Source organism: Dactylosporangium sp. NBC_01737 (genome assembly GCF_035963215.1).
Classification (GTDB): Bacteria; Actinomycetota; Actinomycetes; order Mycobacteriales; family Micromonosporaceae; genus Dactylosporangium.
This window is the reverse complement of record NZ_CP109153.1, coordinates 6,653,792-6,665,930: the sequence shown is the minus strand read 5'-3', so window position 1 is coordinate 6,665,930 and position 12,139 is coordinate 6,653,792. Positions and strand designations below refer to the sequence as shown.

At 73.6% G+C, this 12,139-nt stretch carries 12 protein-coding genes; 9 read left to right on the top strand and 3 right to left on the bottom strand.

The window, feature by feature from the left end:
* Positions 1–115 precede the first annotated feature (115 nt).
* Positions 116–1,420, top strand: coding sequence for a hemolysin family protein (locus OHA72_RS30160; RefSeq protein ID WP_327011168.1), 1,305 nt, complete (start codon positions 116–118; stop codon positions 1,418–1,420).
* 85 nt (positions 1,421–1,505) lie between these two features.
* On the top strand, positions 1,506–2,546 hold the full coding sequence (locus OHA72_RS30155) for a hemolysin family protein (protein WP_327011167.1): 1,041 nt from the start codon (positions 1,506–1,508) through the stop codon (positions 2,544–2,546).
* Position 2,547: 1 nt separating this feature from the next.
* Here the strand turns inward: OHA72_RS30155 and OHA72_RS30150 are convergent, their stop codons facing one another.
* Together OHA72_RS30150 and OHA72_RS30145 are read right to left on the bottom strand one after the other, a co-directional pair.
* Entirely contained in the window at positions 2,548–3,051 is a 504-nt protein-coding gene (locus tag OHA72_RS30150) for a DUF5709 domain-containing protein (protein WP_327011166.1), read from the bottom strand.
* Positions 3,052–3,089: 38 nt separating this feature from the next.
* On the bottom strand, positions 3,090–4,334 hold the full coding sequence (locus OHA72_RS30145) for a PP2C family protein-serine/threonine phosphatase (protein WP_327011165.1): 1,245 nt from the start codon (positions 4,332–4,334) through the stop codon (positions 3,090–3,092).
* A 163-nt stretch (positions 4,335–4,497) separates the two neighbouring features.
* Here OHA72_RS30145 and OHA72_RS30140 point away from each other — a divergent pair, with 163 nt between their 5' ends.
* Complete coding sequence (locus OHA72_RS30140) at positions 4,498–4,881, top strand: STAS domain-containing protein (RefSeq protein ID WP_327011164.1); 384 nt, start codon at positions 4,498–4,500, stop codon at positions 4,879–4,881.
* 13 nt (positions 4,882–4,894) lie between these two features.
* On the opposite strand, the gene OHA72_RS30135 is transcribed toward OHA72_RS30140, so the two are convergent.
* Entirely contained in the window at positions 4,895–6,085 is a 1,191-nt protein-coding gene (locus OHA72_RS30135; RefSeq protein ID WP_327011163.1) for a hypothetical protein, read from the bottom strand.
* A gap of 310 nt (positions 6,086–6,395) precedes the next feature.
* On the opposite strand from OHA72_RS30135, the gene OHA72_RS30130 reads away from it, so the two are divergent.
* The 6 genes from OHA72_RS30130 to OHA72_RS30105 all read left to right on the top strand — a co-directional run bounded on the left by OHA72_RS30130 (position 6,396) and on the right by OHA72_RS30105 (position 12,117).
* Positions 6,396–6,698 carry an alpha/beta hydrolase gene (locus tag OHA72_RS30130; RefSeq protein ID WP_327011162.1) on the top strand — a complete coding sequence of 101 codons (303 nt, stop codon included), beginning with the start codon at positions 6,396–6,398 and terminating at the stop codon, positions 6,696–6,698.
* A gap of 73 nt (positions 6,699–6,771) precedes the next feature.
* On the top strand, positions 6,772–8,115 hold the full coding sequence (locus tag OHA72_RS30125) for an alpha/beta hydrolase domain-containing protein (protein WP_327011161.1): 1,344 nt from the start codon (positions 6,772–6,774) through the stop codon (positions 8,113–8,115).
* A 64-nt stretch (positions 8,116–8,179) separates the two neighbouring features.
* Positions 8,180–9,520, top strand: a complete 1,341-nt coding sequence (locus OHA72_RS30120; protein WP_327011160.1) for a ferredoxin reductase family protein — start codon at positions 8,180–8,182, stop codon at positions 9,518–9,520.
* 18 nt (positions 9,521–9,538) lie between these two features.
* Positions 9,539–9,976: an FMN-binding protein gene (locus tag OHA72_RS30115; protein WP_327011159.1), complete on the top strand. Its 438-nt coding sequence runs from the start codon at positions 9,539–9,541 to the stop codon at positions 9,974–9,976.
* 39 nt (positions 9,977–10,015) lie between these two features.
* A complete protein-coding gene (locus tag OHA72_RS30110) occupies positions 10,016–10,717 on the top strand; it encodes a response regulator transcription factor (RefSeq protein ID WP_327011158.1) in 702 nt (233 codons plus the stop codon).
* Positions 10,714–12,117 carry an ATP-binding protein gene (locus tag OHA72_RS30105; RefSeq protein ID WP_327011157.1) on the top strand — a complete coding sequence of 468 codons (1,404 nt, stop codon included), beginning with the start codon at positions 10,714–10,716 and terminating at the stop codon, positions 12,115–12,117. The genes OHA72_RS30110 and OHA72_RS30105 overlap by 4 nt, the downstream gene beginning before the upstream one ends.
* The last annotated feature ends 22 nt before the right edge of the window (positions 12,118–12,139 follow it).

Genomic DNA, 12,139 nt, shown 5'->3' with positions numbered 1-12,139 from the left:
GCTCCGGCCGCTCCCAGTCACCTTCCAGCCAGGCCTGATAGCGTCAGGTCATGGTTGGTTCGGCAGCCGCTGACGGCTGGAATACCGGGCCGGGTCCTGCCCGGCTCACACCGTCATGCTGATCCTGGTCGGTCTCCTGCTCATCGTGGTGCTGACCGCCGCCACCGGCTACTTCGTGGCGGCCGAGTTCGCCTACGTGGCCGTCGACCGCGACAAGCTCAAACGCGCCGCCGAGGCCGGTGACCAGCCGTCGCGGCGGGCGCTGCGGGTCACCGGACGGCTGTCGTTCATGCTGTCCGGCGCGCAGCTCGGCATCACCGTCACCGCCCTGCTGGCCGGTTTCGTGGCCGAGCCCTATCTCGGGCGTGGCCTGGCCGACCTCCTCGGCGTCGCCGGCGTCCCCCGCGCCGCCAGCACGTCGATCTCCGTGGTGCTGGCGTTGCTGACGGCCACCGTGGTGCAGATGGTCCTCGGCGAGCTCGGCCCGAAGAACTGGGCGATCGCCCGGCCGGAGACCCTCGCCCGGGCGCTGTCGCGGTTCACGCTGATGTACCTCGCGGCGGCCGGTCCGCTGATCCGGCTGTTCGACGCGGCGGCCAACCGGCTGCTGCGCCGGGTCGGCATCGAACCCATCGAGGAGCTGCCCGAGGGCGCCACCCCTGAGGACCTGGAGCGCATCATCGCCGAGTCCCGCAGCGGCGGCCTGCTGGACGCCGACACCTCGCAGCTGCTGCAGCGCGGCCTGGCGTTCCGGGCGCGCAACGCCGAGGAGGCGATGATCGCCCGGGTCGACGTGGTCACCGTCGCCGCGACCGACCCGGCGATCCGGCTCGTGGAGCTGTTCGACACCGGGCACACCCGCTTCCCCGTCGTCGGCGACAGCGTCGACGACCTCATCGGCGTGGTCAGCGGCGCCGACGTCGTGGCGCTGTCCGCGCGGGACCGGCTGCGCGTCACGATGGCCGAGATCGCGGCGCCGCCCGTGCTGGTGCCCACGACCGCGGCGCTGCCGGCGGTGCTGGAGCGGATGCGCACCGAGCACCGGCAGCTGGCCTGCGTCATCGACGAGTACGGCGGCTTCGCCGGCATCATCACCCTGGAGGACATCGCCGAGGAGCTGGTCGGCTCGATCCGCGACGAGGACGACGCGCCCGAACCGGCGGCCGTCCGCCAGCCGGACGGCTCATGGCTGGTGCCGGCCCGCTGGCGGGTCGACGAGATCGCCCGCACCACCGGCGTGGCCCTGCCCGAGGGCGACAACTACGACACCGTGTCCGGGCTGGTGCTGCAGCGCCTCGGCCGGGTCCCCCGCCCCGGCGACACCGTCGACATCACCACCCCGGCGGTCCGCCTCGAGGTCGTCTCGGTGCACCGGCACGTCCCGGACACCGTCCGCATCCGCAAGCGGGTGAAATCGTGAGCGATCCGGAGCGCAGCGCAGGAGCCGCGAACCAGCGGCGCAGTCTTGGCTCAGGCCGACGCCGGAGCGCAGCGGAGGTGACGGCGTGAGCACCGGTTGGGCGTTGCTGGTGTCGGCGCTGCTGCTGGCGGCGAACGGGTTCTTCGTCGCCGCCGAGTTCGCCCTCGTGGCCAGCAAGCGGCACCGCCTGGAGCAGGCCGCCGCCGGCGGGAGCCGCGCCGCCGCCGCTGCCCTGGCCGGCAGCCGCGAGCTGTCGCTGATGCTGGCCGGGGCGCAGCTCGGCATCACCCTGTGCTCCCTGGGCCTCGGCGCCCTCGCCGAACCCGCCGTCGCGCACCTGCTCGACCCGCTGTTCACCGCGGCCGGCATCCCCGAGCGGTTCAGCTACCCGATCGCGTTCGTCATCGCTCTCGCCGTCGTGGTGTTCCTGCACATGGTGGTCGGGGAGATGGCCCCGAAGTCGTGGGCGATCAGCGACCCGGAGCGCTCCGCGCGGGGCCTCGCGCTGCCGTTCCGGGCCTTCACCCGGCTCGTACGGCCGCTGATCTCCGTCCTCAACGGCCTCGCCAACGCCTGCCTGCGGCTGGTCAAGGTGCAGGCGCAGGACGAGCTGTCCGCGGCGCACGGCCCGGAGGAGCTGATGATGCTGCTCGAGTCGTCCCGGCAGCACGGCACCCTCGCCCAGGACCAGCATCAGCTGCTCAGCAGCATGCTCCAGCTGCAGAACACCACGATCGCCCAGGTGATGACGCCGGCCGCGGCGATGGTCACCGTGCCGGCCGGTGCGAGCGCCGTCGACGTCGAGCGCGCCAACCAGGCCACCGGCCGGTCCCGCTTCCCCGTCGTCGACCCCGCCGGTGCCGTCGTCGGCGTCGTGCACGTCCGCGACGCGCTGCGGGCGACCACGGCCGGCGCACCGGCGAGCGCCGGCGACCTGATGATCGCCGCGTTCACCCTCCCGGCCCGCACCAGCGTGCTCGCCGCGGTCCGGGCGATGCGGGAGTCCCGCGCGCAGCTCGCCGTCGCCACCGACCAGGACACGACGGTCGGCCTCGTCGCGCTCGAGGACCTCCTCGAAGAGGTGATCGGCGAGTTCGACGACGAGACCGACCCGATCACGCGCTGATCTACGGCACCTCGTGCAGCGCGGCCTCCTCGGCGCTGGCGCCGCCGCCCGCGGGGCCCGCGTCCACGGCGATCCCGTCCTGCCCGGGTGCGTCCTCGGCCGCCACCAGCCGCCCGACCGTGCCACGGCCGGTGCCCATGTCGTACACCGAGACCGCCGAGTCCCGGTTGACCTGTACCGGCGGCATGTCCTCGACCGCGTCCTCATCGATCGCGTCAAGGTCCGCGACAGGGGCGCCGGGCCCGTCCGACGACGTGTCGGGCACCTCCCGGTCGAGCTTCACGTCCAGCGGCTCACCGGCGAGCGCCTCACGGGCGGTGGTCCCGTAGTGGTCCAGGCCCAGCGGCCGCTCGTCCCGGTCGATCGGGAGCAGCCCCGGGTCCGGCCCGTCCGCGATCCGGCCGGACTCCACCTCGTCCCACGCGGTCGAGTCGTCGTCGGCGACGCCGGGCAGCCCTTCGGCCTCCGGGTCCGATACCGGGGCGGGGAACTCATCTGCTCGCATACCGGACACCTACCCCGCCACGCCCCCGTGACACCTGCTCACCCAGCGCGGGTGTTGCCGTTGTCGTCGTTGCGGCGGGCGTACGGCGTGCTGCGCCGAGCGGCCACCGGCGACCACTCGGCCAGCACCAGCGTCGCGTCGTCGGCCGGCGCCCCGCCCTGGTGCTCGGCGACCGCGTGCGCCAGCCGGCGCAGTGTCTCCGGCGCGGGCAGCCCGGCACCGGCGTGCCGTTCGACGAGGTCGATGAGCCGCTGGACGCCGAACTGGTCGCCGCGGGCGTCGCGGGCCTCGGTCACCCCGTCGGTGTACAGCAGCAGCCGGTCGCCGCCCTCCAGGTCCTCCTCGGCGACCTCCACGTCGTCGTGGACGCCGAGCGGCATCCGCCGTCCCGCGGCGAGGTCCCGCACGACCCGCCCCGTGCGCAGCAGCAGCGGCCGAGGGTGCCCGGCGTTGAGGTACCGCAGCCGCCCTTCGTCCAGATCCAGCTCGGCGAGCACGGCGGTCACGAACCGGCTGTCGGGGAACTGCTCCGTCAGCGCCGTGTCGGCCGCCCGGGCCTGCTCCCGCAGGTCCCCACCGGCCCGCCGGACCGCCCGCATCGCCGACATCGCCACCCCGCACGCCAGGCTCGCCGCCAGCCCGTGCCCGACCGCGTCGAGGATCACGATCCTGGCCCGCGCGCCGTCGATCGCGTAGTCGAACCCGTCGCCGCCGACGTCGTAACACGGCTCCAGGATCGCGCTGATCACCATCCGGTCGCACGCCGACGTCAGCGGCGGCAGCAGCTGCCGCAGCAGCTCCGCCGCCGGCGCCATCGGCCGGGACCGCCGCACCTGGGCCAGGAAGTCACCCTTGTGCGAGGTGACGGTCACCAGGTGCCCGATCAGCCCCGCGAGGGTCTCGTACCGCGTCCGCAGCGACCCGTCCCGCAACTGCGTCTCACCTTCGGCGACCACGAACTCGACCACCCCGAGCCGGTCCGTGCCGTTGACGATCGGCACGCACCACCCGTCGTCCCCGGTCGGCGCCGACGCGACCATCGCGAACGCCCGCCCCGCCGGCGTCGTGGCCAACGGCTGCGGCGCCGGCAGCGGACGCCCCGGCCTCGGCACCGGCCGCAGCGTGCGCTGCTCCTCGTCGACCAGGTAGATCGTCGCCCCGATCCCCAGCGGCGCCAGCGCCGCGTCCACCGCCGTGGCCAACCCGTCGGGCTGGAACAGATGCGATCCGTCCAGGATCGCGCTGAACGCCTCCAACCAGCGCGCTTCCACCGTCGCCGCCATGTCCCGCTCACCCCTCGGCAAACCAAACACGGTCGCGTCCGCGACCCACCCGTCACACCGGCCGCGCGTGCACTCACCCGCAACCGGTGTAACGGATTCCCATCCGCGCCGCCCCGGAAACGACCCTCCTGCGCCCGCCCGGCGCTCCCGCTAGGCTCGGTTCGTGGAGTTCTCCCTGGAGCGCGACGATTCCCACCGCCTCACCGACGAGCGCGTCACCGCCGACGTCGGCGAACGCGACGGCGCCGCCGTCGTCACGGTGCGCGGCAAGGTCTTCTACGACACCCTCGCCCCGCTCGCCGAAGCCCTCACCCAACTGACCGGCCGCCCACCCCACCGCGTCGTCCTCGACCTGTCCGCGGTGCCGATGTGCGACTCCAGCGGCCTCAACCTGTTCGTGCGCACCAGATCCGACCTCAGCGCCACCGGCGGCTGGCTCCGCCTGGCCGGCACCAGCCCCATGGTCGACAACGTCCTGCACATCACCAACCTCGACCGCATCCTCCCCCGCTACCCCACCGTCGAGGACGCCCTCTCCGCCACCTGACCAACGTCCTGCCTCACCGGTCGAAGACGGACAGCCCGGACGCCGGCGACTCAGGGCCGTCGGGCCTCACGTACAGATTCCCGAAGAGTCTGCGCCGCTCCCCGGCCGGGTCGGGCACGTCGGTCAGCACGATCGGACCGGGCGGGGGCGGTATGGAAATGGCATCCTCCTGCAGTCGTTGCAATGCCTCGCGACTGACATGCTCCAGTTCCTTGCGGAGGATCGCCAGTTGCTCCTGGTCCCAGCCCTTGATCGGCCCACGGTGCCCGGCTGCGAACGCGTCCGCCGGCAGGTCGATCTCGCCGGCCACGACAGCCAGTGCCTCGTCGACCTCTTCGCGGAACGCTTCGAAAGTGAAGACGTCCAGGACCCCCCGATCGGACAGTTGTTTCGCGGTGCCGTCGACGGCCGCCATGAGACGACGGACATCACCCGGCCCGACCTCCCGGACCGACGCCACCGTCGTGAAAGCCTCCGCTGCTTCGACGCCACCCACCGTGGCGGATCCGTACGACCGCGCGACACAGTTGTTCGTCCCCAGCGTCACGGCACCCGCGCCGATCACCGTCTGACACACGCCGCCCGGCCCGAGCGTGCCACCCACACCGGTGAAGGCCACCATCTCCTCCGCGCCGAGCCGATCGAGCGCCGCATGGACGCTGTCGATGACCTGCGGCTGCGGGTCCGCATCCGCATCCGGCGCAAGCGCGTCGAAGAGATCACGCGCCAGTTGGGCATCCTCGAACACCAGCGCGAACAAGTCGACGTCGGCCTGCACTGCGGTCGCATGGGTGACGCTGGTGACGTTGTTGCCGTCACCAACGGTGACGCCGGCCGAGTCCTCGATCTGAATACGGTCGAATTCCGGCACTGCCTCATCGACGACCTCGCGACGCGGCTCGCGCGCCGGACGGCAGGCTTCCAGACGGCGGTCCAGGAGGTCGCGGAAGTGTCTGTACTCCCGGCTCGTCACCGCCTTCGTCCTGTCCCGGGTGGCTCCGAAGATCTCGTACGCCTCCTGGATCGCCTGGCATGCTGCGGCGCTCACGGTGACCCGCTCGATTGTGTACTTGTACCGCAGGTCGACGTGGTTGTCCCGGCCGACGACGACGTTGTGCGACCGGCTGATCTTCAGCACGTCGCCGGGGCCGGTCTGGACCTCGCCCCGCCCCTGGGCGGGCGCGTACACCTGGAGATGATCCATCCGTGGTCTCCCTTGCCGTCGACATCCGTGGATTCATTGTCGACGCTGGGGTCATGGTTCGGCAGTGGTCAGGATGTGGTGCCGAGGAGGTGGTGGTGCAGGGTTTCGGTGAGCCAGGTGGTGAAGGTGTCGGGGTGCCAGCGGCGTTGGGTGACGAGGCGGTGGTGGATTTCGGGGGCGGTGTAGAGCCAGAGCAGGTCGACGGCGCGGTCGCTGGGGACGGTGAGGGCGCCGGTCGAGGCGAGGTGGGCGCGAAGCGTTCGTTGCCCTCGCGGCGTTCGCGTTCGATGGTGGTGACGAACTCGTCCAGGTGCGGGTCGGTGGACTGGGCGCCGAGGAGCACGGCGAGCAGTGGTGCGGTGCGGGTGGCGATGTGGGTGACGAGGACGGCGTACAGGGTGATGGCGCGGCGTGGGTCGGGCTCGGCGAGGAGGCGCCTGGCGGTCACGCGGTCACCGTGCCGGCGGTGTGCGTGCGGGCCAACATCCCCGCGCGGCTGGACCGGCTGCCGGCGGGGGTGCGCGGGGTCGAGATCACCGGTGTGGGGCACTGGCCGCACGTGCACGCGCCCGAGGCTACGAACCAGGCCATCGAGGCGCTGATACCCGGCTGAGCGACCGCGTCACGATGGAGCACCGGCGATTCCACCGATGCCCGGCGACCGGCACCGGGCCAAGGTGGCATCCATGGCACCCTATGCATCGGCGCGCCTCGCGGTCGCCGTCACGATGGTCCTCGGCCTGGTCGCCGCGGCAGGACCGGCCGGCGCCGCCGAGCCTGGCAGGACACCGCTGGGCCGGGCGACGGTGAGCGGCCCGCTGCCCGGCACGGTCCCGGGCGACCCGCGCTCACCGGACGTGCGCGACACCTACCCGTTCTTCTCCACCACCGACGACCTCGCCGCCGTCGGCTACGTCGAGCAGGAGTTCGTCGTCTCCGGCGCCGCCGACGCCTACGACACCGCCGGCAACCAGGTCGCGACGGGCGTGCCGTTCCGGACCCGGGTCGTCGTCCGCCGCCCGGTGCACCAGGTCCGGTTCAGCGGCACGGCCCTGGTCGAGTGGCAGAACGTCACCGCAGGATACGACCTGGACGCGCTGTGGGACGCCGACGCGATCACCCGCGCCGGGCACGCGTGGATCGGGGTGTCCGCGCAGCGCGTCGGCGTCGACCAGCTGCGCGGCTGGAGCCCGGCCCGCTACGGCGATCTCGACGTGACCGGCGGCGGCCGGTTCACCGCCGACGAGCTGTCCTACGACATCTACGCCCAGGCTGCCGCGGCGGTCACGGAGGGTCCGGCGATGGGCGGCCTGCGGGTGCGCACCACCCTCGCGGTCGGCGCGTCCCAGTCGGCGGGCAGGATGACGGTGTACTACCAGAGCATCCTGCCGAAGGTGGCGCCGGTCTTCGACGGGTACGCCTTCATCGTCGGCACCGCACCGACCCGTGCCGGCGCCGAGCCGGTGTTCCAGGTGCTGTCGGAGACCGACGTGCGCACGCCGCAGCGGCCCGCCGACACCGACGGGTTCCGCCGGTGGGAGGTGGCCGGCGCCGCGCACTCCGGGTGGCGGGGGCAGCAGTACCGGGCGCCGATCTCCGTGCGGGACCTGGGTGCCGCGCCGCAGTACACGTGCGGTTCGCCGCCGTTCAGCCGGGTGCCGCTCGACCACGTGGTCGCCGCCGCGTACGAGCACCTGGTGCGCTGGGTGCGGCGCGGCACGCCGCCGCCGGTCGCGCCGCCGCTGCTGTTCAACGCCGACGGCACGAAGACCCGCGACGCGCTCGGCCTCGCCGCCGGCGGGATCCGGCTGTCGCAGGTGTCGGTGCCGACGGCGCTGAACACCGGCGACAACACCGGCGAGACGTTCTGCCGGCTGTTCGGCACGCACCAGCCGTTCGACGCCGCGACCCTGGACCGGCTGTACCCGCACCGCACCGGTTACCTCGCCAAGGTGGTCCTGGCCGACCTGGCGAACGTGCGCGCCGGGTACCTGCTGCCCGCCGACGCCTGGCAGAACCTGACGGGCTGACTTCTTATGAAACCTTTAGCCTGACCCGACGTTCCTCTCACGTCCCTGCACGATCGTCGGAAGCATGACGACAGCGGCGGCGGCGAAGCAGACCGCAGTGCTGAGCCTGCTCGTCGTCGCCGCCCTGTGGGCCGGCAACGGCGGCGTGCAGCAGGTCGTGGGCGGCGGCGCCGGCGCGCTGTCGGCGGCGGGCCGGCTCACCGGCCTGCTCGGCTCGGACCTGCTGCTGCTCCAGGTGCTGCTGATGGCGCGGATTCCCCTGGTCGAGCGGGCGTTCGGCCAGGACCGGCTGGCCCGCTGGCACCGGTGGACCGGGTTCGGCTCGCTGCACCTGATGCTCGCGCACGTCCTGCTCATCACGCTCGGCTACGCCGCCGCGGCGGACGCGAACGCGTTCGCCGAGCTGTGGGACATGGTCGTGGACTACCCGGGAATGCTCCTCGCGACCGCGGGCACGGTCCTGCTGGTCGTGGTCGCGGTCACCTCGATGCGGGCCGCGCGGCGCCGCCTGCGGTACGAGTCGTGGCACCTGCTGCACCTGTACGCCTACCTCGGCGTGGGGCTCGCGCTGCCGCACCAGCTCTGGACGGGCGCGGACTTCCTCGCCTCGCCGCTGTCCACGGTGTACTGGTGGACGCTCTACGCGGCGGCCGCCGGCGCGGTGCTGGTCTACCGGATCGGGCTGCCGGTGTGGCGCAACGCCCGGCACCGGCTGACCGTGAGCCACGTGGTGGCGGAGGGGCCGGGCCTGACGTCGGTCTACCTGACCGGCCGGCGCCTCGACGAGCTGCCGGTGCGGGCGGGGCAGTTCCTGCAGTGGCGGTTCCTGGACGGCCCGGGCTGGAGCCGGTCGCACCCGTACTCGCTGTCCGCGACCCCGCACACCGGGATCCTGCGCATCACCGTGAAGGATCTCGGCGACGGCAGCGCCCGCGTGGCCGGCCTCGCTCCCGGCACCCGGGCGCTCGTCGAGGGCCCGTACGGGCGCCTCACCGGGGCGACGTACACCGGCGGCCCCGTCGTCATGCTGGCCTGCGGCATCGGCGTGACGCCGCTGCTGGCGCTGCTCGGCGAGCTGCCCTACGGCTTCGGCGAGGCCACCCTGATCTACCGGTCGCGCAGCGCCGCGGAGGTGGCGTTCCGCGGCGAGCTGGACTGGCTCGCCCGGCAGCGTGGCGTGCGCGTCGTCCACCTGCACGGCCCGCGCGCCGACCGGCCGTCGTGGCTGCCGCACGACCTGGCCGGCGCCGGCGACGTCACCGCGCTGCGCCGGCTCGCGCCGCGGATCGCCGGCGCCCAGGTCTACGTCTGCGGCCCGGACGCGTGGACGGAGGCGGCCCGCGCCGCCGCCCGCGGTGCCGGCGTCCCGGCGCGGCGGGTGCACACCGAACAGTTCGCCTGGTAACCGGAGAGGACCGCCCCGTTGCGACGGATCACCTTGTGGCTGCTGTCGACCCTGACCGCGGTGGTGCTGCTGTTCAGCTACCGCACCAGCACGATGGGCGCCGGGAGCCCGTCCACCACCACCGGCGCCGCCACCGCCACCGGCGGCACCGGTGATGGTGGCGGTGGCGGTGGCGGTGGCACGACCTACCAGGGTTCGGTCGCGCCGACCCGGTGGGGTGACGTCCAGGTCACCATCACCGTCGCGGACCGGAGGATCACGGCGGTGGAGGTGCCGGTGTACCCGGACGCCAACGGCCGGGACCGCCAGATCAACGCCCGTGCCCTGCCGATCCTGACCCGGGAGACCCTGGCCGCGCAGAGCGCCGACATCGACACCGTCTCCGGCGCCACGGTCACCAGCGAGGGCTACAAGGAGTCCCTCCAGGCCGCCCTCGACGCCGCCCACCTGTCGTGACCGGTCCCGGTCGCGCCCGCCATGAGGTATAGCTGGCAGATGCGGATCCTGGTCGTGGACGACGACGCCGCCGTGCGGGACTCCCTCGCGCGGACGCTGCGGTTCGAGGGGTACCAGGTCGACACCGCCCGGGACGGGCAGGAGGCCCTGGACGCCGCCCGTGCCGACGAGCCCGACGCCATGGTCCTGGACGTGAGCATGCCGCGGATGGACGGGCTGCAGGCGTGCCGGCGGCTGCGGGGTGAGGGCCTGCTCGTGCCGGTGCTGATGCTCACCGCCCGCGACAGCGTCGGCGACCGGGTCGCCGGGCTCGACGCGGGCGCCGACGACTACCTCGTCAAGCCGTTCGCGCTGCAGGAGCTCCTGGCGAGGATCCGGGCGCTGCTGCGCCGTTCGCTGCTCGCCGCGCCGCCCTCGCCGGCGCCCGGCACGCCGGAGATCCTGGCGTTCGCCGACCTGCGGCTGGACCCGGCGACCCGGGAGGTGTGGCGGGGCGAGCACCCGCTGCGGCTGACCCGCACCGAGTTCGCCATCCTCGAGGTGTTCCTGCGCCGCCCGCGGCAGGTGCTGACCCGCGGGGTGCTGTTCGAGCTGGTGTGGGGCTACGACTTCGGCGAGACGTCCAACAGCATCCACGTGTACCTCGGCTACCTGCGCCGCAAGCTGGAGGCCGACGGCCGCCCCCGGCTGCTGCACACGGTGCGCGGGGTCGGCTTCGTCCTGCGCGAGGAGCCACTGTGAAGCGGCTGTTCGCGCGGTGGTGGCGCCGGCGTACCCTCCACGACCGGCTGTCGCTCCTGGTGACCGCGGCGGTCGCGGCCGCGGTGCTGACCGTCGCCGGGATCGCGTTCGCGGCGGTCTCGCAGATCCAGCGCCAGCAGCTGCAGTCGCAGCTGGAGACCGACGCGCGGTCCATCGCCGCCCAGCCGGAGCAGTGGCGCGACGGCCCGCCGGGTCCCGGCGGCCGCCGGGACCTGCGGCACTGGCGCGACATCGGCCCCCGCTGGCAGGTCCTCGGCCGGGACGCCACCGTCGCCGGCGGCTCCACGAACGCGCTGCCCGTCACCGAGGGCGCCCGGCGGGTCGCGTCCGGGCAGTCGCCCCGGCAGCAGGAGCGGGTGTACCTCGACGGGCACAGCTACCTGATGCTCACCGTCCCGGCGGCCCGCGGCGGGGGCGCCGTGCAGGTCGCGGTCGACCAGGCCCCGGCGAACCGGACCCTGACCGTCTTCGGGCTGCTCATGGCCGCGAGCTGCATCCTCGGCATCGGCGGCGCCGCCGCGCTCGGCCGCACCGTCGCCCGCGCCGGCCTGGTGCCGGTGCAGCAGCTGACGAAGGCCGTCGAGGACGTCGCGGTCACCATGGACCTCAACCGGCCGGTCCCGATCCACGGCGTGGACGAGATCGCCCGCCTCGGCCAGTCCGTCAACACGATGCTCGCCGCGATCGGCGCCGCCCGCCAGGCGCAGCGGACCCTCGTCGAGGACGCCAGCCACGAGCTGCGCACGCCGCTGACCAGCATCCGGACCAACATCGAGCTGCTGCTCGCGGTGGAGCGGCAGCCCGAGCTGGCGCACCGCCTGCCGCCGGAGGAGCGGGCGAAGCTGCTGCGGGACCTCGACGCACAGGTCGGCGAGCTGGCGGCGCTCACCACCGAGCTGGTCGAGCTGGCCCGGGAGGAGACCACCCGGGAGCCGGCCGAGGACGTCGAGCTGACCGACGTCGTGGACGCCGCCGTCGACCGGGTCCGCATCCGCGTCCCGGCGGTCACGTTCACCCTCGCCGTGCGGCCGGTGACCGTGCACGGCCGGCCGAACGAGCTGGAGCGGATGCTGGTCAACGTCCTGGACAACGCCGCGAAGTGGAGCCCGCCGGGCGGCGTCGTGCACACCGAGCTGTCCACCGACGGCGGCGGCCGGGTCCGGCTGACGGTCACCGACACGGGGCCGGGCATCGACGCCGACGACCTGCCGCACGTCTTCGACCGCTTCTACCGGGCCGCCGCCGCCCGTGGCATGCCGGGCTCCGGCCTCGGCCTGGCGATCGTCGCGCAGACCGCCGCCCAGCACGGCGGCACCGTGACCGCCGGCCCGAACGACCCGCACGGCACCGTCGTCACCATCCGGCTGCCGACCGCCTGACACTGCTAGTGTGTGCGGAAAC

Bases quoted from the DNA above. Each gene is read 5' to 3' on its own strand.
- OHA72_RS30150 (WP_327011166.1), bottom strand. From the start codon at position 3,051: ATGCGAGCAGATGAGTTCCCCGCCCCGGTATCGGACCCGGAGGCCGAA.
- OHA72_RS30135 (WP_327011163.1), bottom strand. From the start codon at position 6,085: ATGGATCATCTCCAGGTGTACGCGCCCGCCCAGGGGCGGGGCGAGGTC.
- OHA72_RS30110 (WP_327011158.1), top strand. From the start codon at position 10,016: ATGCGGATCCTGGTCGTGGACGACGACGCCGCCGTGCGGGACTCCCTC.
- OHA72_RS30125 (WP_327011161.1), top strand. From the start codon at position 6,772: ATGGCACCCTATGCATCGGCGCGCCTCGCGGTCGCCGTCACGATGGTC.
- OHA72_RS30160 (WP_327011168.1), top strand. From the start codon at position 116: ATGCTGATCCTGGTCGGTCTCCTGCTCATCGTGGTGCTGACCGCCGCC.
- OHA72_RS30120 (WP_327011160.1), top strand. From the start codon at position 8,180: ATGACGACAGCGGCGGCGGCGAAGCAGACCGCAGTGCTGAGCCTGCTC.
- OHA72_RS30145 (WP_327011165.1), bottom strand. From the start codon at position 4,334: ATGGCGGCGACGGTGGAAGCGCGCTGGTTGGAGGCGTTCAGCGCGATC.